At 60.6% G+C, this 25,699-nt stretch carries 19 protein-coding genes and 2 pseudogenes; 10 read left to right on the top strand and 11 right to left on the bottom strand.

Features of this window, described 5'->3' with window-relative positions; all coding sequences use genetic code 11:
• The first annotated feature begins 81 nt into the window (after positions 1 to 81).
• The 3 genes from E8E95_RS20280 to E8E95_RS20290 all read left to right on the top strand — a co-directional run bounded on the left by E8E95_RS20280 (position 82) and on the right by E8E95_RS20290 (position 4,852).
• The gene (locus tag E8E95_RS20280; RefSeq protein WP_280353346.1) at positions 82 to 690 is read left to right on the top strand and encodes a helix-turn-helix domain-containing protein; all 609 of its coding nucleotides are present in this window, start codon (positions 82 to 84) and stop codon (positions 688 to 690) included.
• The gene (locus E8E95_RS20285) at positions 687 to 2,459 is read left to right on the top strand and encodes an acyl-CoA dehydrogenase C-terminal domain-containing protein (protein ID WP_280353349.1); all 1,773 of its coding nucleotides are present in this window, start codon (positions 687 to 689) and stop codon (positions 2,457 to 2,459) included. The genes E8E95_RS20280 and E8E95_RS20285 overlap by 4 nt, the downstream gene beginning before the upstream one ends.
• Positions 2,460 to 2,674: 215 nt before the next feature.
• On the top strand, positions 2,675 to 4,852 hold the full coding sequence (locus E8E95_RS20290; RefSeq protein WP_280353352.1) for an EAL domain-containing protein: 2,178 nt from the start codon (positions 2,675 to 2,677) through the stop codon (positions 4,850 to 4,852).
• A 30-nt stretch (positions 4,853 to 4,882) separates the two neighbouring features.
• Here E8E95_RS20290 and E8E95_RS20295 read toward each other — a convergent pair whose 3' ends face one another.
• From E8E95_RS20295 to E8E95_RS20315, 5 genes are all read right to left on the bottom strand, one after another.
• On the bottom strand, positions 4,883 to 5,866 hold the full coding sequence (locus E8E95_RS20295; protein WP_179058758.1) for a methyl-accepting chemotaxis protein: 984 nt from the start codon (positions 5,864 to 5,866) through the stop codon (positions 4,883 to 4,885).
• Positions 5,867 to 6,023: 157 nt separating this feature from the next.
• Positions 6,024 to 6,989, bottom strand: coding sequence for a YCF48-related protein (locus E8E95_RS20300; protein ID WP_179058759.1), 966 nt, complete (start codon positions 6,987 to 6,989; stop codon positions 6,024 to 6,026).
• 10 nt (positions 6,990 to 6,999) lie between these two features.
• Positions 7,000 to 9,291 (bottom strand): efflux RND transporter permease subunit, encoded by a 2,292-nt coding sequence (locus tag E8E95_RS20305; RefSeq protein ID WP_280353695.1) that lies wholly within the window; start codon positions 9,289 to 9,291, stop codon positions 7,000 to 7,002.
• 131 nt (positions 9,292 to 9,422) lie between these two features.
• Positions 9,423 to 11,099 (bottom strand): DUF1302 domain-containing protein, encoded by a 1,677-nt coding sequence (locus E8E95_RS20310; RefSeq protein WP_280353356.1) that lies wholly within the window; start codon positions 11,097 to 11,099, stop codon positions 9,423 to 9,425.
• A gap of 20 nt (positions 11,100 to 11,119) precedes the next feature.
• Positions 11,120 to 12,544, bottom strand: coding sequence for a DUF1329 domain-containing protein (locus tag E8E95_RS20315; protein ID WP_280353359.1), 1,425 nt, complete (start codon positions 12,542 to 12,544; stop codon positions 11,120 to 11,122).
• A 461-nt stretch (positions 12,545 to 13,005) separates the two neighbouring features.
• Between E8E95_RS20315 and E8E95_RS20320 the strand changes: the two genes are divergently transcribed.
• Entirely contained in the window at positions 13,006 to 13,587 is a 582-nt protein-coding gene (locus E8E95_RS20320; protein ID WP_179058762.1) for a TetR/AcrR family transcriptional regulator, read from the top strand.
• A 74-nt stretch (positions 13,588 to 13,661) separates the two neighbouring features.
• Here the strand turns inward: E8E95_RS20320 and E8E95_RS20325 are convergent.
• The 4 genes and pseudogenes from E8E95_RS20325 to E8E95_RS20340 all read right to left on the bottom strand — a co-directional run.
• A pseudogene (locus E8E95_RS20325) lies at positions 13,662 to 13,874 on the bottom strand (hypothetical protein); the annotation flags it as partial.
• A gap of 115 nt (positions 13,875 to 13,989) precedes the next feature.
• Complete coding sequence (locus E8E95_RS20330) at positions 13,990 to 14,772, bottom strand: SDR family NAD(P)-dependent oxidoreductase (RefSeq protein ID WP_280353367.1); 783 nt, start codon at positions 14,770 to 14,772, stop codon at positions 13,990 to 13,992.
• A gap of 242 nt (positions 14,773 to 15,014) precedes the next feature.
• Positions 15,015 to 17,126: a 3-hydroxyacyl-CoA dehydrogenase NAD-binding domain-containing protein gene (locus E8E95_RS20335; protein ID WP_280353369.1), complete on the bottom strand. Its 2,112-nt coding sequence runs from the start codon at positions 17,124 to 17,126 to the stop codon at positions 15,015 to 15,017.
• A 134-nt stretch (positions 17,127 to 17,260) separates the two neighbouring features.
• Positions 17,261 to 17,410 carry a hypothetical protein gene (locus E8E95_RS20340; protein WP_179058765.1) on the bottom strand — a complete coding sequence of 50 codons (150 nt, stop codon included), beginning with the start codon at positions 17,408 to 17,410 and terminating at the stop codon, positions 17,261 to 17,263.
• Between the two features lie 236 nt (positions 17,411 to 17,646).
• Here E8E95_RS20340 and E8E95_RS20345 point away from each other — a divergent pair, with 236 nt between their 5' ends.
• From E8E95_RS20345 to E8E95_RS20360, 4 genes and pseudogenes are all read left to right on the top strand, one after another.
• Positions 17,647 to 18,672 carry an AraC family transcriptional regulator gene (locus E8E95_RS20345; protein ID WP_179058766.1) on the top strand — a complete coding sequence of 342 codons (1,026 nt, stop codon included), beginning with the start codon at positions 17,647 to 17,649 and terminating at the stop codon, positions 18,670 to 18,672.
• On the top strand, positions 18,665 to 19,726 hold the full coding sequence (locus E8E95_RS20350) for an AraC family transcriptional regulator (RefSeq protein ID WP_280353374.1): 1,062 nt from the start codon (positions 18,665 to 18,667) through the stop codon (positions 19,724 to 19,726). Before E8E95_RS20345 ends, E8E95_RS20350 begins: the two co-directional genes overlap by 8 nt.
• Positions 19,727 to 19,958: 232 nt before the next feature.
• Positions 19,959 to 20,218, top strand: a pseudogene (locus E8E95_RS20355) (IS5/IS1182 family transposase); the annotation flags it as partial.
• 39 nt (positions 20,219 to 20,257) lie between these two features.
• Complete coding sequence (locus E8E95_RS20360; protein WP_280353376.1) at positions 20,258 to 20,449, top strand: hypothetical protein; 192 nt, start codon at positions 20,258 to 20,260, stop codon at positions 20,447 to 20,449.
• On the opposite strand, the gene E8E95_RS20365 is transcribed toward E8E95_RS20360, so the two are convergent.
• The gene (locus E8E95_RS20365; protein ID WP_280353379.1) at positions 20,421 to 21,410 is read right to left on the bottom strand and encodes a site-specific integrase; all 990 of its coding nucleotides are present in this window, start codon (positions 21,408 to 21,410) and stop codon (positions 20,421 to 20,423) included. The genes E8E95_RS20360 and E8E95_RS20365 overlap by 29 nt on opposite strands.
• A gap of 178 nt (positions 21,411 to 21,588) precedes the next feature.
• Between E8E95_RS20365 and E8E95_RS20370 the strand changes: the two genes are divergently transcribed.
• Positions 21,589 to 22,578, top strand: a complete 990-nt coding sequence (locus tag E8E95_RS20370; RefSeq protein WP_280353381.1) for a DNA-binding protein — start codon at positions 21,589 to 21,591, stop codon at positions 22,576 to 22,578.
• 28 nt (positions 22,579 to 22,606) lie between these two features.
• Entirely contained in the window at positions 22,607 to 23,467 is an 861-nt protein-coding gene (locus E8E95_RS20375) for an inositol monophosphatase family protein (protein WP_280353383.1), read from the top strand.
• A 944-nt stretch (positions 23,468 to 24,411) separates the two neighbouring features.
• Here the strand turns inward: E8E95_RS20375 and E8E95_RS20380 are convergent.
• On the bottom strand, positions 24,412 to 24,633 hold the full coding sequence (locus E8E95_RS20380; protein WP_280353385.1) for a hypothetical protein: 222 nt from the start codon (positions 24,631 to 24,633) through the stop codon (positions 24,412 to 24,414).
• Positions 24,634 to 25,699: the final 1,066 nt, after the last annotated feature.

The raw sequence follows: 25,699 nt of genomic DNA on the forward strand, positions 1-25,699 counted from the left end.
CCGACCGGTTCCTTCGGCGCGTTCCGCCTTCGCGGCGGTGACATCCTGGCCTCGACCTGTCCAAACAAAAGGGTTTGAAACATGAATACAGCCAAGTGCATCGAGCCCGTCTCGCCGGCCGCCCGCGCTGGCTCGCGCTTCGAACGCAACCGCCCCAGGGCCCTGGAACTCTTCGCCCAGCGCGGTTTCGCCCAGGTCAGCCTGCGGGAACTGGCCAGCCATCTCGAGCTCACCGCCGGTTCGCTCTACAACCACTGCACCAGCAAGGAAGAGCTGCTACTGGAATTCATCGAAGAGCACTACATGGCGCTGCTGTCGCTGTTCGACCGCCGCCACCGCCGGGAGTCCCCCAAGGCGACCCTGCAGGTCGTGATCCAGGGGCTGATCGCGCTGCATGAGTCCCATCCCTTGCACTTCCAGTTGGCGGCCCGCGACGCTGTCTGCCTCAAGCCGAGCCAGCGGCTGTTCATCGACCGCCTGCGCCAGCAGTTGCGCCGGCAGCTCGACTCGCTGCTGTGCGCCGCAGGTCTGGTCGGCCCCGGGCAAAGCAGCGTGCCGGCCCTGGAGCTGTTCGAGCACTTGCCGCTGTGGCTGTCGAGCTACTCGCTGGACGAACGGCAACGCAGCGAGATCCTCATGCGTCTGCTGATGGCTGCCCATCCCATTCCCACTTCGGAGATCCGACCATGACCGGTTACAAGGCGCCCCTGCGCGATATCCACTTCCTCCTGGGCGATGTCTTCGATGCCGGGGCACAATGGTCGGCCCTGCCCAACTTCGCCGACAGCCTCGACATGGACACCGCCGGCGCCATCCTGGAAGAAGCCGGCAAGTTCGCCAGCGAATCCCTGGCGCCGCTGAACCGCAGTGGCGATGAGGAAGGCGCGCGCTGGAGCGACGGCGTGGTGACCACTCCAACCGGATTCAAGGAGGCCTACGCCACTTACGCCGAAGGTGGCTGGGTCGGCCTTTCCGGCAACCCGGTTCTTGGCGGCATGGGCATGCCCAAGATGCTTGCCGTGCACGTCGAAGAAATGCTCTACGCCGCGAACTCCAGCTTCACCCTGTATTCGGTCCTGAGTAGCGGCGCCTGCCTGGCCATCGACACTCACGCCAGCGCCGAGCTCAAGCAAACCTACCTGCCACCCATGTATGAGGGCCGCTGGGCGGGCTCCATGTGCCTGACCGAAGCGCACGCCGGCACCGACCTCGGCCTCATCCGCACCCGAGCCGAACCGCAGGCCGACGGCAGCTACGCTATCACCGGCAGCAAGATTTTCATCACCGGAGGCGAGCAGGACCTGACCGAAAACATCATCCACCTGGTGTTGGGCAAGCTGCCTGACGCCCCGGCCGGCCCCAAGGGTATTTCGCTGTTCCTCGTACCCAAGGTACGGGTTAATGCCGACGGCAGCCTGGGCGAGCGCAATGCACTGTCCTGTGGCTCCATCGAGCACAAGATGGGCATCAAGGCCTCAGCCACCTGCGTGATGAACTTCGATGGCGCCACCGGCTGGCTCGTCGGCGAGCCCAACAAAGGCCTGGCGGCGATGTTCACCATGATGAACTATGAGCGCCTGTCCATCGGCATCCAGGGCATCGGTTGCGCCGAAGCGTCCTACCAGGCCGCGGTAGCCTATGCCCGCGACCGGCTGCAGAGCCGCGCGCCCGGCGGTCCAGTGGCAAAGAACAAGGCGGCCGATCCGATCATCCACCACCCCGACGTACGCCGCATGCTGCTGACCATGAAGGCGCTGAACGAGGGCGGCCGCGCCCTGGCCACCTACGTAGGCGCCCAGCTGGACATCGCCAAGCACGGCACAGATGCCGAGACGCGCGAAACGGCGCAGACCCGAGTCGCCCTGCTCACCCCGGTGGCCAAAGCCTTCTTCACCGACACGGGTCTGGAAAGCTGTGTGCACGGCCAGCAGGTGTTCGGTGGCCACGGCTACATCCGCGAATGGGGCCAGGAACAACTGGTGCGGGACGTACGCATCGCGCAGATCTACGAGGGCACCAACGGCATTCAGGCCCTCGACCTGCTGGGCCGCAAGGTACTCGCTGATGGTGGCAAGGCACTCGACGAGTTCCTCGCGGAGATTCGCCGCTACGCCGAAGAGCCCAGCGTCGAGCATCGCGCTGTCCTGCTCGATGCCGTCCAGAAGCTGGAGGAAACCAGCTTCTGGGTGCGTGACCAGGCTGGCCAGGACAGCCGCCAAGTGGGCGCCGCCTCGGTGGAATACCTGCACCTGTTCGGATACGTCACCTACGCCTACCTCTGGTCGAAAATGGCCAGCATGGCCAAGACCAGGATGGACGCAGACCCGGAGTTCTATTCGGCGAAGCTGGCCACTGCAGGCTTCTTCTTCAACCGCATCCTACCCCGCATCGAGGGCCTGGCGGCCTGCGTGCGCGGGGGAGCTGACAGCCTCTACGAACTGGCCGAAGCACAGTTCTAACGCCCTCAGCTCAAGTTCCAGGGTCGGCATCCCAGTGGGTGCCGACTCCCTTCCCTCTTGTCGGCACCGCACTTCCACGGGCGGCCACGCGTCGCAGCAAAGCTACAATTACAGCGAAGCGCCACCCGCTCTCCTCCCTCACGAATGGACGCCGGGCAGCCGTACGGCTGGCGCCCTAGCCATCGCGCCGAGTTTTCCGGTAGAGGACCCTGGAGATGACAGCTCTTCAGCTTCGCGACATCCGCGACCCGTTACCCGATCCCGAACTCGACGCATACGTCAGGTTGGCCGCTATCGCGTGCCAGGTACCCATTGCCATGCTGACGTTCCTCGACAGGGAGCGAGAGTGGTTTGGCGCGAAGCTGGGGCTAGAACTCGGGGAGATGCCCCGTGCGGCCTCGTTGAACGCGGTGGTCGTGGCGTCCAACGAACTGGTTCATGTGGAGGATGCCTCCACGAATGAGCTTCTCCAGCACTGCACTCTGGTGACAGGGCCAACCGGTATCAGGCTCTTCGCCGGCGTTCCGCTCGCCGTGGCGGAACGAGGCGTGATCGGCGTGCTTTCGGTAGCGGATACCGCAAAGCGCAGCCTCGATGAGTCGCAGGTCGAAGCCCTCTGCTTGCTGGCTGGCCAGATCTCGAACCTGCTTCAGCACAGGGCCTCCCTACGAAGCCGGCTGGAGGCAGCCAGCAAGGAGGCTGATGAGCTCGATGGCCTGAAGGAGAGCCAGCGCACTTTACAGACCCTGGTCAGCAATCTCCCTGGTGTGGCGTATCGGAGTCTGAATGATATTTCCTGGCGTCTTGAAGTCGTCAGCGAGGGCTGCCAGAAGCTCATCGGCTATTCCGCCGCCGAACTCATCAAGGGGACGGTCAGGATGGTGGACATCATTCACCCTGACGATATTCCCTCGCTCAGGCGCAAGGTTTCCAGATCCTTGAAGGCCAGGACACCCTACCAATCCACCTACAGAATCAGGACCGCGACGGGGCAGACCAAGTGGGTCTGGGACAAAGGGTGCGGCGTCTACTCCGCGGACGGAACAGTGCTCGCGCTGGAAGGCTTCATCACCGACATCACCGAGCAGAAGCACGCCGAAGAATGTATCCGCAGAATGGCCTATTTCGATGAACTGACAGGCCTGCCCAATCGCCTATCCATGAGGGATACACTTAATGCAGCAATCTCCACCTCAGGCGACTCGCACGATCCTGTCGCCCTGCTTCATATCGAAGTCGACAACTTCCGTGAGATCAACGAGACATTGGGCTACCGCGAAAGTGACCGGCTGCTGCAGGAGGTTGCGACAAGGCTGCGCGAGGCTGTAGTCGCCAGCGAAATGGTCGCCCGTATTGCCGAATCCGCTTTCTCGGTATTGCTTCCAGGAATGGATGCCAGCCATGCGGTGCAAGCCGCGCGAAAGGTACTGGAATCGTTGAGCTCGCCGTTCGAGCTGGACACCCTGCTGGTGCCCGCTGACTGCAGCATCGGAATCACTATGTTTCCGGGGCATGGCAGTGACCCCGATTCGCTGTTGCGTCGCGCGAATGTTGCGCGTTATGGCGCCAGGCACAGTGCGGAAAAGGTTGCCGTATATGCCGGCGCACTCGACAGTGATAACGCTCAGCGGCTGATCCTGATGACCGACCTGCGTCGCGCCATCGACGGCGACGAGCTACGTCTGATGTTCCAACCCAAGCTGCGAATGCATTCAAGGCGGGTGAGCGGCGTGGAAGCACTGGTGCGCTGGCAGCACCCTGAGCATGGTCTGATGGGCCCAGGCCAATTCATCGGTTTTGCTGAGAGCGCTGGACTGATCACCCGGCTCACACATTGGGTACTGGCGGCTGCCGTTCGCGAAAGTCATGTCTGGCATGGCTCCGGCCATGCCGTGCCAATTGCGATCAATCTTTCGCCCTATGACATTCGAGACCGGCAGTTACTCGAGCAGATCTCGAGGGCCCTGGAGACCTGGGGCGGCACACCGGACTGGATCCAGTTCGAGCTGACCGAGAGCTGCATCATGGAAGACTTGTCCATTGCGCGGCACGTCCTCACGCAGCTCCGCGAAGCAGGCTTCAAGCTGTTCATCGATGACTTCGGAACCGGATACTCGTCCCTCGCCTACCTCCGAAATCTTCCGGTCGACTATATAAAGATTGACCAGTCATTCGTGAAGGACCTCGACAGCGACAGCGACTCAGCGGCCATCGTGGAAACCATCATCAAACTTGCCCATAGCCTGGGCATCGAAGTGGTCGCTGAAGGTGTCGAGTCGGTTTCGACGATGCAGATGCTATCGAGCTGGGGTTGCGAGGAAGCTCAAGGCTACTGCATCAGCAAACCGATATCCGGGCATGACTTCCTGGCATGGAACAAGGTCTTTGTGTGAATAGCGGCCCACAACGACCTTGTCGGGCTGCTAGATCGCTCTTGAGGACAGCATTTCCTGGATCTTCTGGGTGGCCTCACGGGTCCGTGCCGCGAGCTTCTTCACCTCGTCAGCCACCACTGAGAATCCACGTCCCACATCACCGGCTCGTGCTGCTTCGATAGCAGCATTGAGGGCAAGCATGTTGGTCTGGTCGGCAATACCCTTGATCACGCCCACGACCTGCGAGATTTGATCGTAGGTTGCCTGCATTCCAGACACTTCCCGTGCATGGATGGTCTCGGCCAGCTTCTCGTCCGAGATGTCCCGTACGGCTCCAATGATGCGAGAAAGCGTGCCATTGCAGTCCATGACACCCTGCCCCCTTTCCCGGTACCAGACCTCCCCCCTGGATTTGTGCCTCATTCGGTACTCGACCGTATAGGGAAGGGAAAGGTCTCCCACACGCAGGTATTCGGTGACCACCTTCACGACCTGCTTCAGGTCATCCTGATTCACGATTGAGAAGTAGCCCTCCCAGTCGTCGTTGAAATCCCGCTCCGAATAGCCCACAAGTTCGCGGAACTGCTTTGACCAACGCAGCTGATTTCCCGGATGTTCCGGATCGCCGTCGACGATCAGCAGCTCCCAGCACACCTCGGTCAGTGCATTCCGGGTGACTTCCCAGACCCGTTCCTTCTCTCTGTACAGCGCCAACTGTTCGTTCAGTTCGGATAGCGTCAGGTTGCGCGCCTCGATCTCGCGCTGCAGCTCCTGAAATTCGTCCCGGGCCGTCTGCAGGCACGCCTTCAGGTCGCAAACCAGGGCGCTTTCAATCTCTCCCTGTAGCGGCTCACCTCCAGACGCCTCCTGGAGACTGAGCCGCCGTTCCAGCACATCGAAGCTGTCACTCAGCCAGGGATACTGCTCAATCAGCCCACCCTGGAAGTCGGGGATGGGCGAACCATTCAACAAAGACGAAATTCGCGAGCTGACTTCTTCAGCCAGACGCTTCAGCTTTCTTCCGGAAAACATGGGCCCTCCGCAAATACAGTGGATTCCATCATTGGCTCGCGCGCAAAAAAGAAGGGGCCGAACGCCGGGTCACGACGGGGCCCCAAAGGGTCACGCTCACACCTTGCGGCGCCTCGCGCAGCGGCAGGTTCCACTGGCAAGGCGAGCAATTTCTACATCACTGGGCCTGCACGGGGACCACGCCACGCCGCGAGAACAGGACGGGATTGTCATTGGCATCAAGCAGCGCAGCCGTCAGCGAAACCCCATCGGCCGTACGCTGCTCCATGAAGCTCAGCCCGCCGTCGCCGCTGCGCACCATCAACCCATCCAGGCCGACCACAACCACTTGCCGGCCGGCTACCGCCATGTCAGTGATGGAGCTCTTGCTTTTAAGGGAAACCCGCTGCCATTGCTGCCCATCCGCTGATCCATGCAGCAGCGTGCCGCGCTGGCCACCAACCAAAAGGGTCCCATCGGCCAGCACGGCGCCGGACCACAGGGTGCCTTCGTAGCCAGTGTCCAGATAGCGCCAACTTTTCCCCTGGTCATCGGAGCGCAACACCTGGCCACGTTCGGCAGTGGCAAACAGGTTGCCGTGGTCGTCCGCGAAAAGCCCCATCAGATTAAGGTCGGCGCGGCTGTATCCCTCCGGCGCTTGCAGCGACTGCTCAGTCCAGGTTGTACCGCCATCGTCGGTGGTCAGAACCAGCGACCAGAGGCCTACGGCCACGCCCTGCCGGGCATTGAAGAAATGCACAGCGAACAGCGGGCGATCTTCTTCACTGGACAGGCGCTGGACTTGCCAGGTGTCGCCGCCATCGCTGCTATTCAAGATCGCTCCCCAATGGCCGACTGCCCAGCCTAGCTTTTCATCAACGAAACTCACCCCGGTAAGCGGTGAAGAAAGCGGAACTGAGCGGGCCTGACGGAAACTTCTCCCGCGATCGTCGGACAGCAGTACGATGCCGTGATCACCCACGGCGACCAAGCGTCCATTGGCCCACGTAGCACTCAGCACAGTGGCCTGGGTGGCATAGCTCGACGGGGCCGCCGGCACGGCGTCCAAGGGCGCGGCCTGCAGAGAAGCCAACGGCAGCAGAGCGGTAAGCGCGGCCCCGGCGAGTGATTTAACGAATCTCATCATTCTCTCCTCAGTGCGCCAGCGCGCCAATCATGCGTACCGGGCGCTTGCGCGGGAACACTCGCTCCAGCCAAACGGCGAAGGCCGGTAGCACAGTCATGGCCATGACCATGTTGACCATGAACATGAAGGCCAGCAGCTTGCCCATGTCGGCCTGGAACTTGAGCTCGGAGAAGGACCAGGTGGCGACACCAATGGCCAGGGTGATGGCGGTGAAGATGGTCGCCACACCGACCTCGAGCAGCGCATGCTCGACGGCCTTGGTGATCGGCTGGCCGTTGGCTTGGTGCAGTTGCAGGCGGTTGTAGATGTAGAAGGCGTAATCGACACCAATGCCCACCGCCAGCACCATCACAGGAAGCGTGGCGATTGTCAGGCCGATCTGCAGCTCCTTCATGAACCAGTAGCCGATGAAGGTGCCGATGGTCAGCGGCAGGCAGCACACCAGCACGGCACGCAAGTCGCGGTATACCACGAACACCAGCAAGGCGATGGCCGCGTAGACGTACAGCAGCATTGGCGTCTCGCTCTTCTCCACCTCCTCGTTGATGGCCGCGAGCACCCCAGCGTTGCCCGAGGCCAGGCGCACCGAAACGCCTTGCATAGGGAACTCGGCACGGAAGGTCTTGGCGGCTTCGATCACCCGCTTGATGGTGGTGGCCTTATGGTCTGCCAAGTACAGATGTACGGCGGTCATGCTGCAATCGGCGCGCATGATTCCCGAGATACGAGCGACCTCGGTGGCCAGCGAGGAGTAGTTCATCGAGTCAATGGGGACCGTGCTCATCTTCGGATTCCCCTCGTTGTAGCCCTCGTTGAACTGGCGCATGCCGGTCGAGAACGAGGCAACCGACAGGACCCCGGGAACGCCTTGCATGGCCCACACGAAGCGGTCCTGGTATTGCCCCAAGGCCACATTCTCGCAGGCGCCGACGACCTCGCCGGACTCATCCGACTGGACCTCGAAGACCACGCTCAGCCAGTCCAGGCCGATGTCGTAGTTACTGGCGATGGACACCGCATCGAGATTGAAGCGGGAGTCCTCGCGCAGTTCCGGCGCACCGGCCTGTAGCGTACCAACCACCCGATCATGGCTTTGCCAGACCGCCACGGCGAACACCACCCCTGCCGCAACCAGCACCAACCGGGCATTGCGCCAATCGGCGAGGCGGGCCAGGCCGTGCAACCAGCGGCTGCGGCGCTCACGGGAAATTTCCTCGGCAGCGGCGTAGCGGCCGTCGATCTTCAGCATCGAGGCCACCAACGGCAGCATCACCAGGTTGGTGATGATCTTGTAGGCCACGCCAAGGGAGGCGGTGATGGCCAGCTCGCGCACCATGGGAATCGGGATCAGCAACAGCGTCACGAAAGACACGAAGGCAGTCACCAACGCCAGGGTGCCAGGAATCAGCAGGCCGCTGAAGCTGGAGCGCGCGGCCTGCTCAGCACTCTTGCCACAGGCGATTTCGCGCACTATGTAATTGATCTGCTGCACGCCATGGGAAACACCGATGGCGAACACCAGAAAAGGCACCAGCACAGCTAGCGGATCGAGGCCGTAGCCGAGCAGACGCAGGCTGCCGAACTGCCAGACCAGCGAGGTCAACGAGCAGCCCAGCGCGAGCAGGGTGAAGCGCACGGAATGGCAGTACCAGTACACCGCGGCGGCGGTCAGCAACAGCGCCAACAGGCAGAACTCCAGTACTGCGGAAGCACCATCGGCGATGTCGCCGATCTGCTTGGCGAAGCCGATTATCTGGATCTCGAACTTGGCGTCCTCGAACTTCGCGCGAATCTGCTGCTCCAGGACCCGGTTGTAGGCCACGTAATCCAAGTGGGCGCCAGAAGCATCGACCTCGTTGAGTTCGGCGGTGATCATCGCACTGCTCTGGTCACGCGAAACCAGGGTGCCAATGAAGCCTCCCTGAGCCGTGGAGCTGGCAATCTTGCCGATGATCTCTTTGTCGAGGCGCTCCGGTGTCACCGTGCCGGGAATCAACGGGTCGGCGCGGAAGCCCTCCTCGGTGATCTCGTTGACGAAAGAGTTGGGCGTCCACAATGACTGCACGCTACTGCGCGAAACGCTGGGCAGGAAGGTCACCGCCTGGGTTACGTCATACAGGCGCTTGAGCCCCTCCACGCTCCAGATATCCCCCTCGCGCGCCTTGACGACTATGGTCAGGCGATTCGCCCCGATCAGGTCATTACGGTAGGCCCGAAAGGTCTCGACGTACTCATGACCGATCGGCAACTGCTTCTCAAAGCCAGCGTCCATGCGCAGCTGCACGGCAAACCAGGCCATGCCTAGAGTGAAGGCGGCCAGCAGCGCCAGTACTGCCCAGCGCTGCTTGAATAGCCAATCCTCCAGGCGTGGCAGCACGCCACGCCTCTTCACTTCGCTTATTTCTACAACAGGAGTGTTCACAGCATGCCTCACAGAGAGTGCGAAACCGACAGGCCAACGTAATCCCGATCACGCAGCAACTGGTCGTATGGGGTATCGCCATCGTTGAACTTCGCGTAGTTCAGGCTGACTTGCCAGTTACCCGGGTTGCGCACGAAGTTCACATAGAAATTCATCGCGCTGGCGTCTCGGGTATAGGTCGAATAGATCGATGGCGTGCGGCCATTGCCCAGGGAGCGCTGGTAATAGACTCCCGGCGTCACCGTCCAGCCTGGGATGACCGTGCCGTCATAGGTCAGGCTGAAGTCGACATGCATCCCAGAGGAACTCTTGTCGCCGTGGGCTCTAGGCGGAAACTGCGACAGATCTGCAACCCAGGTGTTGCCCCCCGCAGCAACCAGCTCCCCGTCGTAGCTGTCATGCAGCCCCGGGTATTTCACCAGCACCAGTTCCGACAGGAAGGTACCCGTACTGGCCCCGGTGAACTCGAGGAAGTCCGGGGAGTTGGCATTGGTCAGGCTGTAGATGCCCGTCAGGTGCCACTGGAACTTCTTGGTGTCCTTCCAGCACTCCCCTCCCCGTCCCGAACAAGGAGCAGGGCCAAATGCGAGGCCGGGCAAGGGATTGAGCGGTACTGCCTCCTTGGGGCGATAGGACAGCTCGGTGCCCACGGCCCAGTCGCCGATCGGCCCGTTGGCGCTGATGCCGTAAAGCATGCGGTCTTCCGGGTAGACCCATGTGGGCGCGAAAGTCGCCTGGTTGTAGTTAACCTGCGGCAGTTTGTCGTGATAGCGCATCACGTAGAAGCCGTAGTTAACGTCGCTATCCTCAGGCTGCCAGCGCACGGAGAGCCCCCATTGACCACTGTCGCGGGCATCCTTGTCGTCGTATCCATAAGCTTCCATGCCCTCGCCGATCACGTTGTAAGTCGACCAATAGCTGCCCACTGGCGGCAATTCGCTCTTGTTCCAGCCGAACTGGTAATACGCCTCGACGTTCACGCCGTAGCCCAGCCCCGTGGCGACGCTGAGCATAGGTGCCGGCAGCACGGCTTCCTTGAGCTGAACCCCTGGACTTGAAAGCGCCTGGAAGTCATAGGAGTTGGTGGCATTGATGCCACCAATTGCGAACAGGCTCTCACCCCAGTTGATGACCTGATTGCCCAGGCGCGCGCGAACCCGCTGGTCGGCCACATCAAAGCTCTTGCTTACCCACAGGTCGAGTAGGCGCGCCTTGAATTTCAGTTCGTCACGCGCATCATCGGTCAACCCATCGCTGCCAATATCTGACCCCAAGGCCTGCCGGAACTGAGTTTCGGCTCCCAACGCCCCCGTCGTATCGGTAGCAGCGAAGTCACGTTTCCAGCTACCGCGCGCCATGAAGGTGAAGTCCTCGGGGAACTTCAACACCAACTCGTGGACACCCTTGACGTAGTTGGTGAACAGATCGCCCTTGCCATAGTTCATGTTGCCCTGATCGCCGATACCGGAAACGGTCGGGTCCAGGCAGCCGGCGGGCGGATTGTGGCCACCGGCACCAGCATTGATCAGGTCACACCCTGGAGACTGGGTACGCACACCCATGCCCGCCGAGATAGTTGAGTCAAAAGAGCCACGGATATTGTCCGTCTCGAAGGTAAACCCCACGGCCAGCGGTGCGGCACACGCAATGGCCAGGCCCGATGCTTGGGAAATTATTCTTTTCATGTCGGCACCCTAATTCGCGGTTATCGCTCGCTGATGGAGCGCAGGTTGTCGGAGGTATAGAAGTCGCGCTTCATGCGCGGGTTGTTGCCGCCCTCGGTGATCCAGCGATGGTCATCCTTGCCCGCGCCAACCGAGGTCATGTCATACAGATAACGACCATCGACCAGGTTGTACTGAACCTGGGCCTCCATATCGCAGCTGCCGGTCTCGTACACTGGGATGGTGAAGCCCTCACGCACCTTCCAGATCTGCCCCTGCTTGTCGTAGTCGACCGCCATCAGGCCGTTCCAGCTGTCCTCGTCGATGTAGAACACGCGCTTCGGCGCCTGGTGACGCATACCCTGGCGCACGGTGGCCTCGACCACCCAAACGCGGTGCTGCTCGTAGCGACGGAACTCGGGCGCGATGGCGTCGTCCTTGGCGAAGCTCTCGACCTTTGCAGAGGTGTCATAGGCGCCGAAGGAGTTGTAGGGCACGATCAGCTCCTGCTTGCCGACCAGCTTCCAGTCGAAGCGATCCATCGGGCCGTAGAAGATGTTGGACTCATCAATGGTGTACTGATTGTCCAGACCGATTTGCGGTGCGTCATAGGAATAAGCCGGCATGCGACGCACCCGACGCTGGCCTGGGAAGTAATAGAAGGTAGTGGTCTGCTCACCCGCCTTGGTGGTGAGCACGCCGGCCTGACCGGCCAGCGAAACCGGATCGAAATAGGAGAAGTAGGTCGCTGTCTCCAGACCATCGGTCGAGGAAAACAGCTTGCTGCCCTTCTCGCCCCAAGGCGTGAACATTGTCCAGTCCAGTGAGGTGTTCAGCCAGTCGCCTCCGGCCTTGCGCGGGGAAATACCGGAGATGGTCTTGGTCATGTGAAAGCCGACGCCACGGTAGTGCATCTTCATGTTCCACATCACTTCCGCACCAGTAGTGGGCTGCGGGAAGGGGATGCCGGGGACGTGGGCCTCTTCCAGGGCAAGACCGCTTGCGTCGAGCTTGGCGAAGCCTACGTTCTTCCTGGTGTTTTCGGCGACGAAATCAGGCACACCGCAGCTGCGACGGGTCGGGTACACGTCCATGCGATAGCCTGGGATCTTCTTGAACAACTCCAACTGCCCAGGCGAAAGCTTGCTCGCGTATTTCGCAACGTTGTTGGAGTCGATGCTGAAGAGCGGCTTGTCATCCTTGAACTTCCAGTGCTGGCCACGCACCTGGCCGTAGCTCCACCCCGAATCCTGCTGACCCGGCGGCGCCCAGGCTGGAATCACCCCATCAGCACTCGCGGCAACCTCCCCTCCCAACGGCGTTAGCGTGGTGCCCAGCAGGGATGCATCGCTCTCCGCAGCCTGAACCGAACAGAAGGCGGCCGATGCCGCCAGCGCTACCAGCAGTTGCCTGACTCCACCTGCGATGGAGTGGCCGACATCGGGGCGCTGAATCACGTCTTTCATTGGGAGTTCCTCATGGGGCTTTAACCGGCGACCGGGGCTTCCTGGAAGGAAGAATCGGGCTGTGCCAGACTTCTGGTCATTCGACTTGATCACTTGACCAAGTCAATCGATCAACAGCAAACCATGTGCCAATCAGAAGAAATGATTTTTTTCTTTATATATCAATAACTTAATTTTTTATAACAACTGTGATGTGGTACTTGAACACCCACCACGCACCAATTTGCGTCAAGCGCATGCACCAACCTGGGAATTTACGAAACGAGTGTTACCTAATTCAACTATGCAGAAGAAGACAGACACCGGGTACGCATTCCACGCCGAATGGCTTTGCTAAAGCATAGGCGCCATTAACAGATACATATCGCTCCATGACGCCGCGAAGTGGCATGGGGTAGCATCCGCCGGCGCTGCCCCAACCCGGGCATTGGCGGCATAGCGACAGGAACGGAGAGACTTTCATGGCCAGAGTGGGCGCTGAACTTCGCAGGCAGGATTTCGTGAAGGCGACGGTCAAGGTGATCGCCGAGCATGGCGTGGCCAATGCCACCACACGGCGAATCGCCGCTGAAGCCGGTTGCCCCCTTGCCTCGTTGCACTATGTATTCCGGACCAAGGACGAGCTTTTCTATGCCGTCTACGAATCGCTCTTCACCCTGCCCCAGCAGACCCTCGACCAAGTACCTGCCGGAACGACCCCGTCAGAGACGGCGGCGGAGATGCTGCGCCAATTGGTCAACTGGTTCTCAACCAATCCAGAACTGGCCCGGGCGCAGTCCGAACTGTTCTTCTGGACCATGCGCAACCAGCCTGAGATGGCCAGCAAGATCTACTCCGTGGGTGTCGAGGCAACTGAACTGGCCCTTGAGCGCACCATTGGCAACCGCCTCGACCAAGCGGCGCTCAAGGCCACCAGCCGTACACTCATCCTGCTGTTCGACGGCCTGCTCGTAGCTTGGACCGCCCACAGCGACCTCGAACGCCTGAAGGCGGAAACCGAAACGGCCTGCCAAGCGCTGGCCTTGCTGGTAGGTAGTCACTGAGTCTGCAGCACTCGGGGGCTGCTACCAGCGTGAAAGCATGGGAATCCTCGCAGGTTCCCCATAGGACGACAGCGTCAGTGCCCACCTGTTCGCAGGTGCCGGATGGTTCCTCTATCCAAATACAGCCGCGACTCGCCAGTAACCGCTAGGGCCATATGCTCCAGCAGCTTGTTCATGTGGGTGAACTGGGCCAAGTGCTTGTCCTGGCTCTGGCCACGGAAGTAGCGGTAGTAGATCTGCTGGACGATGCCGGCTAGGCGGAACAGGCCGTAGGTATAGTAGAAGTCGTTGGGCCGCTTCTTCGCGGCGCAAGGTATCGGAAGCGGCCAGTGCATCGGCCGCGACCCTCAAGCAGATGTTCCTGCACGGCGCCGGAGTCTGATCGGCGCCTTTCCGCCCCGACTACAAACTGCTAACCAGATGGCCGCCATCTACCGCTAGGACGCTGCCAGTCATGAAGGAGCCCGCAGCACTGGCCAGCAGCAGGAATGGCCCTTCCAGCTCCTGAAGCTCACCTAGGCGACGCATGGGCACCATGGCGCGGATGTAATCGCTGCCCTTGTCGCCCTCGAAGAAGGTCTCATTCATTTCGGTCTTGAAGTAGCCAGGGGCAATGGCGTTGACGCGGATACCGTAGCGCGCAAGTTCCAGGGCCAGTGACTTGGTCAGTTGCACCACCCCAGCCTTGGCGGCGCAGTAGTGACTGTAGCCCGTCGCCACGCGCAGTCCGAGGATGGAGGCGACATTGACGATGCTGCCGCCGCGACCGCTGCGGGCCATGCGTTGGCCGGCGACCTGAGCCACGCGCCAGACACCATCGAGATTGGTGGAGAGCATGGCCCGCCAATCCTCTTCACTGATCTCCAGCGGTCGCTGACCATTTCCAATACCAGCGTTGTTGAGCACCACATCGACCACACCGAAGTGGGCTTCGGCCGCATCGAAGGCAGCCTCGACGCTAGCCCGGTTGGTGACGTCCAGGGTAACCGGCAGCGCATGGCCATCCTCCCACTCGATATCAGAGGCCAGTTGCTGCAACCGCTCGATACGCCGAGCCGCCAGTACCACGCGCGCGCCCGCACGTGCAGCCAGTCGAGCGAGATGCGCGCCGATGCCACTGGACGCACCGGTGATCAGTACCACGCGATTGGCAAGGGAAAAGTTTTGAACGTAACTGGAAGTCATGGGAGAACCTCGAAGAGATAGGACTGGCAATCCTCCCAGCCGGCGAACAAGCCAGGCGAAATGCCGGAGCAAAGTTGATGCGAGTACGGGACACCTCGTATCCCGGCGTGCAGAAAGCGAGGAACCAGGAAGAGCCCATCAAGCATGCGCTGCCTGGCTCCCCGCCTTCTCCGGAAGCGCTGCTGTGCAAGGGCTGGCGTGGTCACCCTTGAACTAACCCACTTCCGGAGCAGGGGGGACTCTTAGAACCGCTCTATGCGCTTCCGGCCAGCGGCCACCAGGCGCTTCAGCAGCGGTGCCGGTTTGAACCACATCTCGCCGTACTCACCCAGGCCCTGCCGGTAGCGCTGAAGACCAAGCAATACAGTATCGAGACCCAGCTGCTCGGCGTAGTGCATAGGGCCGCCCAGGTGGGCGGGGAAGCCGTATCCGTTGATCCACACCAGGTCGATATCACTTGTGCGCAGGGCAATGCCCTCATCCAACAGTTGAATGCCTTCGTTGATCAGCATGAACAGGCAGCGCTCCAGAATTTCCTGGTCGTCAATCGGGCGCCGGGCTATTTGCAGCTCGTCCGCCAGACGCTCGGCCAGGGCGATCACCTCCGCGTCGTCTTTTCGATTCCGCCCCTCATAGAGGTAGAAGCCTCGCCCGGTCTTCTGGCCATACCGCCCCATGGCGTACAGCTCGTCGCCCAGGCGGCAGTAGCTCTCGTCGTGGGCGATGGCGTCCCGGTTGGAATCGCGCACCAGGAAATTCACATCGATACCGGCCAGGTCGAGCATGCTGAATACGCCCATGTTCAGGTCCAAGTCAGTAAGCACGCGATCCACCTGGGCCGGCGTCGCGCCTTCCAGCACCAGGCGATGGGCTTCGCGGGCATATGGTTCGAGCATGCGGTTGCCAATGAAACCGAAACAAACGCCGGAAATCACCGGCAACTTGCCGATGCGCCTGGCGATGTCCAGGGTAGTGGCCAGCACGTCGGGCGCGGTGGCCCTGCCGCGCACGACCTCGAGCAAGCGCATGGCATTGGCTGGGCTGAAAAAGTGCAGCCCTACTACATCTTGAGGGCGAGCCACGCTTGCCGCGATGGCGTCTACATCCAACGACGAGGTGTTGGTCGCCAGGATCGCGCCCGGCTTGCACACCTTTTCCAGGGTGCGGAACACCTGCTGCTTGACCTCCAGCTTCTCGAAGACAGCCTCGATCACCAGGTCGGCCTCGGACAAGTCGGCGTAGTCGAGCGTGCCGAAGATCAGGTTCATGCGCGACTCCACCTGCTCGGCTTGCAGCCTGCCACGTCGAACGCTGATCTCGTAATTACCCCGAATCTGTGTCAGGCCTCGGTCCAGGGCCTTGCCATCGGCCTCCAGCAGGGCGACCGGTATACCGGCATTGGCGAAGCTCATGGCAATCCCGCCGCCCATGGTGCCGGCGCCTATCACAGCGATTCGCGCGATTTTGCGCAGAGGTAGGTCGGCCGGCACGCCCGGAATCCGGGCCGCCTCGCGCTCGGCAAAGAACACATGGCGAAGCGCCTTCGACTGACGAGACGACTCTGCCTGTTTGAACAGCGCCAACTCCCTCAGAAGCCCCTCATCGAGCGGCAACAGAGAGGCCGCCTCCAGGGCCGACAGCACCAAGCGCGGCGCAAGGCGGCTTTTCCAGCTCGGCTCGTGCTCAGCGCGATAGCGGGCGAGGAAGTCATCCGGCAGGCCCTCCGCTGGTTCCGGCCAGGCCTCCGCGGGCCGCGCCGGAGCGCGGCAGGCGATCAGTTCGTAGGCGTATTCGCGGGCTTCATCCAGCAATCGCTCGGCATTGGGGGCGATGCGGTCGAGGATGCCCAATAGGCGGGCGTTCTCGGCATCGATCTGCTTGCCCGAGAGAATCAGGTTAAGCGCGGACTCGACACCAATAAGGCGCGGTAGACGCTGGGTGCCACCAGCCCCCGGCAACAGCCCAAGGTTGATCTCCGACAGACCGACACGCAGGTTCGGTTCGCCGATGCGGTAGCCGCAGGCCAGGGCCAGTTCCAGTCCACCGCCCAGCGCGACCTTACCCAGAGCAGCGATTATCGGTTTGTGAATGGCAGCCAGGCGCATCAGCATGCTGGGCAAGTCCGGCTCGGCGAATGACGCTTCGGTACCAAACTCTTTGATGTCGGCACCAGCACTAAACAGCCCTTGCTCGCCGTGGAGAATGATGGCCTGAACCCTAGGGTCGACCGCAGCACGCTCACAGGCTTCGGACAAGGCCGCACGGAGCGACTGGTCAAGCGCATTGACCGGCGCGCGGTCCAGGCTGATCAAGGCCAGGCCCTGTTCAAGGCGGAAATGAATCAGCTCACTCATTGGGCATCCTGTTAACAGCGTCAGGGGAGATCGGACTGGATCTTTGTACGTTGAACAAATCTTGGAGTCCGTTCCCTGCAGGCAGACCCAGCCAGGCTTGCATTGAGTCGTGGCCTAGGTGCCGTTCACCGCTCTCAGAGATGCCTGAACACGTCGTCGATGCTGGAGATCATGCGAGCAGGCTGGGGATAAGAGGCGCTAGCCTCAACCGGCGCTTTTTTGGAGTAACAGATGACCGCCGTTATCAGGGTCACGACCAGGCAAGCAAGCAGCAGTTGGCGCATGGAGACCTCCGTCATTCAGCTATTGGCCGAATGCAGAACCTTGTTGTTATTGGACTCACGGGCCTGAGTTTGCGTCTGGCCGAACGGCAAAGCTTCACAGATCACGCCACAAAATGTTCAAATCATGATTGACGTCCAAAGCAGCCATATCGCCGGATAGCAGTCGCGGGCATCCAACCTACCACCCAGCGGGAGCGCCCCATGGCTTTAGCAGTCCCCTCGCCAGGCGATTCGAAATGACCTCCTTCGTCCGGGGCATTGCCCTGTTGGGCTTCGACGATTTCGCCCGCAGCCAGGCACTGGACCCACACTCGCTCCTCGCCGAAATCGGACTGCCCGTAGACGACTTGGATGGGCCCATTTCGGGGGAAAGGTTCGCTGCTCTACTGGAGCTCTGCGCAGCACGCACAGATAACCCGCTTTTTGGCTTGCAGTTTGGACTTCACCAGGGCACCCACGCTGTGGGTGACCTGTTCTACCTGATCAACAGCTCCTGCTGCCTGGGCGAAGCACTAGAAGCGCTGATCCGCTATTACCACGTCCACAGCAGCGGCGCGGAACTCCGCCTCGAACGACACGGTAACGAAGTGCGCCTGCGCTTTGATGTAACGGACGCTGATGCGGCCTCGGTCCGTCAAACCGTGGAGCTGGCCATGGCGGTAGCATTGCGCCTCATACAGACGCTAATCGGCAGGGACTGGAAGCCCAATGAACTGCTCATGCGTCATTCCCCTGTTGAAAAAGCGGGGGTATACCGCTCACTGCTAGGCATCGCCCCTCGGTTTGACAACTCAGTGAACGCATTGGTCTTCGACGCCACGCTGCTGGCTACCAGACTCAGCGCTAGCGATGATCGCTTCCAGCGGCTCATCCGGAGACACTTCGATGAGCTCGCGAAGCTCAACTTGCAGGAGCTACCGCACTACGTGCAGAAGCTTTTGCGCAACCGGCTCCCAGGCGGCAATGTCACCGTCGAACAGGTCGCCGAATTGATGATGCTCAGTCCCAGAACGCTGCAGCGCTACCTCCAGGCCGAAGGTACCGGATTTCAACAACTGCTCGACAGCACCCGGCAGTCCATGGCCATCCGTTACCTGCGAGACTCGTCCATCAGTCTGACCCAGCTCTCCGGGCTACTTGGATACAACAGCCTCGGCGCTTTCTCCCGCGCGTTCAGCCGCTGGACCGGGACCAGCCCACAGAAGTGGAAGCAACAGCAAAGGCGTCTGACACAAACAACGGACGGAGCCGCCGATGAATAACGCCGGCATTTCGCTGTCCCCCTTCGTGCGAGCCCTTAGCCTGACTGGTTTCGATGAGTTTGCTACGAGCCTGGGGCTCAACTCAGCGGAAATGCTGCGCAGGGCGTCCCTCCCCGCAGATATCCTCAGGCGGCAAGATGGCATCATCTCCTACCGCCGCTACTGCGATCTGCTCGAACTATGCGCCCGACAGTCGGGCAAATCGCTGTTCGGGCTGCACTATGGCCTTCATCAGGGCATCACGGTGTTCGGTGATCTGCTGTACCTGATCCGCAATACGGGAAGTGTCGGTGATGCCCTTACCGAACTGCGCGCGAACTTCTCCCTGTACAACGGCGCGGCAAATATTGACCTGGATGTGCAAGGCAAACAGGCCGTCCTCAGCTTCAGAGTCAACGATGCCAATACCCCCGGCCGGTACCAGGCTGAGGAGCTTGCATGCGGCGTTGCCGTGCAACTGATGCGCAAGTTGGTGGGCGGCGCCTGGCAACCTGACAAGATACTTCTGGGACATTCCCCACTCGACCAGGCGCCCGCTTACATGGAAGCCCTGAGGTGCCGGCCAACTTTCTCCTCCTACTGCACCGGCCTTGCCTTCGACGCGGCGACGCTCGCTTTGCCGCTCAGTACGGGAGATGAAGGATTGCGCCAAATGATTGCGGATCACCTGGGCAGAATCGAGCGCCTTGCGGCCGATGAGCTCCCCCAATACATCAGGCAATTGCTCCGCGATCTCCTTCCAAGCGGCCGGGCCACTGTGGAGAAAGTCGCCGACTGCCTGGCCCTCCATCCTCGCGTGCTGCAGAGACGCCTGACGCAGGAAGGTACATCCTTCCAGAATCTGCTGGACGGCACCCGCCAGGACATGGCACGCCACTACCTGCAGGACCCCACTATCAGCATGGCGCAGCTGGCTGGCTTACTCGGCTACTCCAACCCCAGCGGCTTCAGCCGCGCTTTCCATCGCTGGTTCAACGCGACGCCACTGGAGTGGCAACGGCAACAGAGCACCAAACGGCAACCTCGTCTATTGCGTGGCCGACGAGCGACATGATGCGGCCTGGTTGAATTTTTCCGATCGTAGCGCAGCAGGCAGTAATCGCAGAATGAAAAAAACCGACTTCACTAGGAATATCAGGGGTTTGCTTGAAACGGAAAGTGGCAGTAAAGGAGGGATTCGAACCCTCGATTTGTCCAAAGCACACAATACTTGTTTGAGAGTCCATTCTACGGGCGCTGCCAACCTACTCAAGAAGCAATGCTGTACCACTCTGCCGTCCAGTCGGAGTCAGGAGGCCAATGAGTGCCGCTGCCCAACCGGCAAACCGCTCCGCAGCGAATAGCGCGCCTTCACCCAACAGAGGTCGCAGGTAACCAAGGCCAACGCCATGATCTACCGCTCTAGCCGAGTCGCCTGCGCCACCTGCCCGCTGAAATCAATGTGCTGCCCAACACGCCGAACCGAAAGATCGTTCGCAACATCCATGAGGCTACTCGCGACGTAGCTCGACGCATCGCCAAGGCACCGGAGCATCTCGTCTCTCGAGATATGGATAGAAGAGGCAACCATCGATAGAGCACCACCGTGAACATTCAGGACGCCACCCTCGCCCTCTTCCTTGCGGGACGTACTCACGGCAACAACGCTGCCATCAAAGCTACGGCCAAGCGCTGCACCAAATTGCTACCGCGCAGCAAGCGCGACCTGATGTTTGCCATTGTCGACAGTGCCGAGCCGCTCAAGCTGGTCAACTACTTGGCGGCGCACTTGGACTAGGCAGCTTCGGAACCTCGTCGGCCACCAGGCTCGGCGAGAGCGGCCGCAACTGGCCGGGAAAAAAGCCGGCGCTGTCCACGTAGCGCAGCGCCGACTTGGCATCTTGCCAGCCGACATAGCCCATCAGCGCCTTCTGGTCCCAGCCACTGCGCGTGGCCCACGTTGCAAAACCACGGCGCAAGGAATGGCTGCTGTACAGCTCGGGCGACAGTCCGGCCCCTTGCAATATCGCCCTTAGCAACGGGATGACACTGTGTGGGTGCAGCCCCTGATTGCTCAGATGGCCCCAGCGATCGATGCCGCGCAACACCGGCCCGCGGGCGATGCCGGCCAGGCTGATCCAGTCGCTGTAAGCCTGCACTGGGCAGAGTCGGGCTAGCGCCGGCGCGCGATAGCTCTGCCCCTGGTTGTCGCGATCACTCTTGCTCCACGGCAGAAATAGCTGCATGCCCTCCCCCGGCCGCACCTGGATGTGCTCGATCTGCAGTCGGCACAACTCGTCGCTGCGGAAGGCCCGCCAGAACCCGATCAGCAACAACGCGCGGTCGCGCCAACAGCGCAATAGCCGCGCCAGATCGCCCTCCACGCGCGCTTGCTCCCCTCGCTTCTCCAGCCAGACCACGCACTGCTCCAATTCGCGCAGTTGCAAAGGTTCGGCCTGTTTCTCGGGCTTTGGATGGAGAGTGCGGATGCCTTTGAGCACCTGGCGCACCAGCGGCGTCTTGGTCGGATCGGGAAAGCCCTGGCTGACATGCCATTGCGCCAAGGCGGCCAGGCGAAGTTTCAGCGTGCTGCTGGCCAGAGTGCCGGCGTGATCCACCAGGTAGCGCACGATGGCGTCGCTGGTGGCCGGCAGAAAGCCGCCCCAGCTCACCTCGAAGTGCTCGATCGCCTGCTGGTAGCTGCGCCGGGTGTTGGCCCGCGTGCCCGCCTGCAAGTAGCGCTCGATTTCCTGACTCACCGCCCCTCCCCGCCCCGTGTACTGCCTTTCGACGTAAGTCCGGCCCAAAAAAGGTATGACGTTGGATAATTCGTGATTATCTAATCTTAATGCAGATGCCATCTGGCGAGGAAGACATACAGAAAATAGAATGTAACTACATGGTATGTATAACGGTATGAAATCGTAGGAGATCGACATGGCGCGTGGTGGTATTAACAAGGCGGTGGTGCAAAAAGCGCGCACTGCCCTCCTTGCCCGTGGCGAACACCCGAGCATCGATGCGGTGCGGATTGAGCTGGGGAATACCGGTTCAAAGACCACCATTCACCGTTATCTGAAGGAACTGGAGGCTGCTGATCAGGGACGCAGCACCGCCCCCATACCGTTCAGTGGTCAGTTGGCCAATTTGGTGGCGCAGCTGGCGGAGCAGTTGCAGGAAGAAGCACAGGCGGCGGTAGCCGCAGAGCGCGAACAGTTGGCCAGCGAGCGTCGAGGCTACCAAGATCGCATCAGCCAAGCAGAGGAGCGTTGCCACCAGTCCGAAGCCCAATGCGCAGGTCTCACCGAGCAGTTGCAGGTTGCGCAGCAGGCACTTCAGCAGGACCGGCAGGTCCGCCAGCAGGCCGAGGTCGAGAACGCTCGCTTACTCCAGGCCAACCGCGATCTGGAAACACACCTGCAGGATCGTGGCGGGCAAATCCGGTCGCTTGAGGAGAAGCATCAGCATGCGCGCGATGCTTTGGAGCACTACCGTCAAGCCGCCAAAGAGCAGCGTGAGCAAGACCAGCGCCGTCACGAAACGCAGGTGCAGCAGCTGCAATTGGAACTGCGGCAGCTGCAACAAACGCTAATGATCAAGCAGGACGAACTAACCCAGCTGAACCGCGATAACGCACGCGTGCTGGCGGAGGCCCGTCAGCAACAGAAAGACCTGCACTCGCTGCAGCGGCAACTGGAGCAGCGCGAACAGACCCTGGCCAGCGAGATGCAGACCCGGACCCAGGTTGAGCAGGAGAACAGTGCCTTGCGGGAGCGCTGCGATACGCTGCAAGGTGAAGTAGCTCGCCTGAGGGAAGCCAAGGACGCCCACGGTCAGCAGGTACAGAGCCTCCAAGAACGCCTGGTCGAAGCCCTCACGCAGCTGAAGATCCTAGGTCATTCTTCAGAGGATACCGCCCCCCAATGAGCTAACTCAGCTCTGTACAGAGGTGCTGATGACACGCCAACTCAACCTTCCCGCCCTACTCCGCCAGGCTATGAGTCAGGTACTTCTGGCGGGGCAACTGTTGGTCGAAGAATGGCTCCGTCCTGACGGTCCGCGCGGTCAGGGTGACGAGGCTGCTGTAGACGTGGAGATTGAGCAGCGCCTGCGCAAGGCACTGCTGGATTTGCTGGATTGCGACTACTGGGGCGAAGAAACCGGGCATACCCTCACTGGACACCGGTGGTGCTGGGTGGTCGACCCCAACGACGGGACCAGCGATTTCTTGAAAGGCCGGAAAGGCTCGGCAATCTCGGTTGGCCTACTGCGCGATGCACTCCCAGTGCTCGGTATCGTATATGCGCCAGTCACCGAGGACCGTGGCGGCGATTGCATCGCATGGACTGAAGGGATGGCGCACATCTTGCGGAACGGCGATCCCGTCTCGATCGATTTGAGTCAGCAACGCCTGGACACGCAGACGGCCGTCATGGTCAGTGCGGCCGCGGCGACCAAGCCGCAGTTGAATGCCGAACTCTGCGCACCTGCTCGATTTCACAGCATGCCAAGCATCGCATATCGTCTGGCACGGGTCGCTGCCGGCGATGCGGTATGCGCGGTGTCGCTGTACCCAGTATCAGCCCATGACGTGGTGGCCGGCCACGCGCTGTTGCGGGCCAGTGGGGGTGTGCTGTTGGACGAGCATGGGCAACCAATCAGTTACCGAACCGAAGACGCTATGGCCATGGTGTCGAAGCGCTGCTTTGGCGGGGCGGAACAGGCCTGCCGGGACCTTAGCGTCCGCAATTGGGAGCGTGTATTAGATGCATCCGTTGAACATCTGGAAGAAGGGAGCAATCTACGCCTCCTATAAACAACAAACCCCCTGGTGCGCAGTCCGGGATGAATCCCGTCCGAGGCGTGGGGGTTATGGTCTTGAACTTAGGGTATTGGACGGTAGCTGCACCGTCAATTCGCGCGCATGTCACATGCGCATACGTCGCGGGAAACGAGGGCGGGCATGCTAACGGCAATGCGCTCATCCTCCTGTGTTGGAAATTATGGATTTTTGCATAATTACGCATAATTCATGCAAGTCGAAATAATCAGCCAATATCTTGTTGCTGCACGATATTTTATTTCGCGATCCTTGATTGTGGTGACATTAATTTCCGCGGAGGGAGCAGCACCAAGAAGGGGGTAGACACCACTCAGGCGAGGCGTGGGACCAGCATGGGCCCGTTTTTGCCTTCGCGTGGCGCGACGCAGGGTCTAAGCACGTGTCCGCTCTGCCCCTCCGCCAACCGATGTTTATTCGAACCTCAACCCTATGCGCTTAAACTCCAGGTCGCTCATGAAAAGCCGTCGTCACCCCCGAGACTTTTTGGCCAGCTCTATTGGTGCTCAATCACCTGCTGTTGCTCGGGTGGCTCCGGCCTCTGGGGTCTGATTCCACCTCCCCCTCCACCGCCGCTGCTACTACTCGAATCATCTGTGCGGCCTGACGCAGTAAACCGCGGCATGCGAAAGGTAACGGAAATACCTAGTGATGGAACGTTGTACTGGCCGGACTGCAAAATCCTCTGGTGCAGGTGAGCCGGCGGAACCGGATACATCCCCATTCCTGTTATTTCGTCTATGCACCATGCCTCGAGGGCTGCTCGCGATGCCCTTCGAATGGCGGGAGGTACAGAAATACACTCAGCGTGGGACTGGCCATTGATCAATCTGCAGATGGCCAACTGATCAAGGTCACAGGTGATACTGCCTGTGGAGGGTGGCGGACAGACAAGGGTGTGCTTGGACATCGCTATTCCCTCAGCGGATGGTCAGGACGATAGAGCCAGGCGTTGACGCATCGACTGAGTACAGACGAACACCGCCTCGGCATGCCTCGCCAATTCTTGCCAGCAATTTCGCTGCGTCCTCTCCTTTGTATTGACGCTGTGGCACTACAAAATCGAGCTCGGCCTGGCTGAAGCCGAGGAACTGCACCACGTCCGCGCCAGCGACAATCTCGGCGACAGTCTGGAAACGCATGGGTTGCGCGACACTGATCGATACAGGCCCGTGCGCTAGGGGCGGCGGTTCTGGACGGGGTGACAACGCACGGAAAGTAATTGCTCCCGCGAACAGCACAATGAGAAGGACGATTGGACCACCCCACTCAGGAGAGACTTTGATTGATCCTGGTTCTACCCATGGGGTTAGTGCGTAGTAGAAGAGGCCAACGGCGATTCCTGGAACACCGAGAGATGCGAGAGCACGCAGCGTAGGACTGTCAATCGTGAGCATATGGAGTCCTCCCGAGGTCACCTTCGCCGGCGTTCCGCTCCATCGCCCAGCGCCGTATTTACGATAGCTATGCAGGTATACCCCGCAAGCGCTAGACCGCTGAGGCGTAGTCTTCAGTCCTCGAACGGTAGACAAAATGGCGATCGGATCGCATTGACCTACTGCCCATGTCGAGGTCTTCCCCAGCGGCAGAAACCATCACTGGTGAAACTGGCTGTGCAGGAATACTGCGGTGAGCTTCTGAGCTATTACCACTTCAACTTCACCAAGCACCATCGGTATCCTACCATCCACAGCAGCTACCAGGAGCTGATAAGGCATCCCCAGGCCAGGACTGAAGAGTATCGGGTGCAGCATACAAAGGGCAGCGCTCTCATTCCGATCATGCTGCTTTGGGCCACCTTGGGTGGCGAAACCGAGGCTAGCGAACACTTCGCTCGATTCGTACGAAGCGAAATGAAACATTGCAATCACCAGCTCTGGATGCCCGGGCCTGACACTGAGGCTGTCCTGTATCGCGGTGATCCCTCGCACGGCTTAGCGCTGTGTGACATACCCATCACAGCTGACGGCGCTGCAGCCAGAAATATTCTGGTGAGGGAATGTTCTGAGGAGGGGCACTACACTGGCCTGTCTACTGTACGCCTAGGCCATTGGCCGGTATTTGTGATGGCCTGCCGTTATAGTCGGCTTCCACTGCCGCCGCAGCTTTGGTTCCCACTGATGATGAGGGAAGAGCCTGCACCAAGCCCTGTTGCAGATACCTGGCAACCTACCGTAGGCCCTCTCCAGGCTCACTGGGTGTACTGGT

The sequence above is a fragment of the Pseudomonas sp. BN414 genome (assembly GCF_029871275.1).
Taxonomy (GTDB): domain Bacteria; phylum Pseudomonadota; class Gammaproteobacteria; order Pseudomonadales; family Pseudomonadaceae; genus Metapseudomonas; species Metapseudomonas resinovorans_C.